The sequence below is a fragment of the Psychrobacter sp. GW64-MNA-CIBAN-0177 genome, assembly GCF_040309585.1.
In the GTDB taxonomy this organism is placed as follows: Bacteria; Pseudomonadota; Gammaproteobacteria; order Pseudomonadales; family Moraxellaceae; genus Psychrobacter; species Psychrobacter okhotskensis.
In genome coordinates this window covers 1-273 of the sequence record NZ_JBEOOY010000235.1, presented here as the reverse complement: position 1 = coordinate 273, position 273 = coordinate 1, and the positions used below count along the sequence as shown (strand labels likewise).

The window sequence follows — 273 nt, the reverse complement described above, 5'->3', positions numbered from 1 at the left end:
CTTTTATTCCACAGGTATTAGTTAAAGATCATTTAGAAAAAGGCGAACTTTTTCATGTTAAAGGGGTAGAAAATACTTCAAGAGATGTATTTGTTGCCTATCATAGAGATAACGAACAGAAAGACTTGATAGAAACCTTGGTTAATTTGCTGTCGCGAATGACACCGAGTTTATTGAAACAAAGTAGGTAGTCAGTAGGCAGTTTATTTTACATGTTATTTTGATTTCAGATTTAATGCAGTTTTATTAACTTAAAAAGACAAAAATGTGTCC

Annotated in this window: 1 protein-coding gene; it reads left to right on the top strand. The window is 31.5% G+C overall.

The features are described 5' to 3' along the window. Positions 1-191: hypothetical protein (locus tag AAEY79_RS14900; protein WP_352289159.1), on the top strand; the 191-nt coding region annotated here is incomplete at its 5' end. Positions 192-273: the final 82 nt, after the last annotated feature.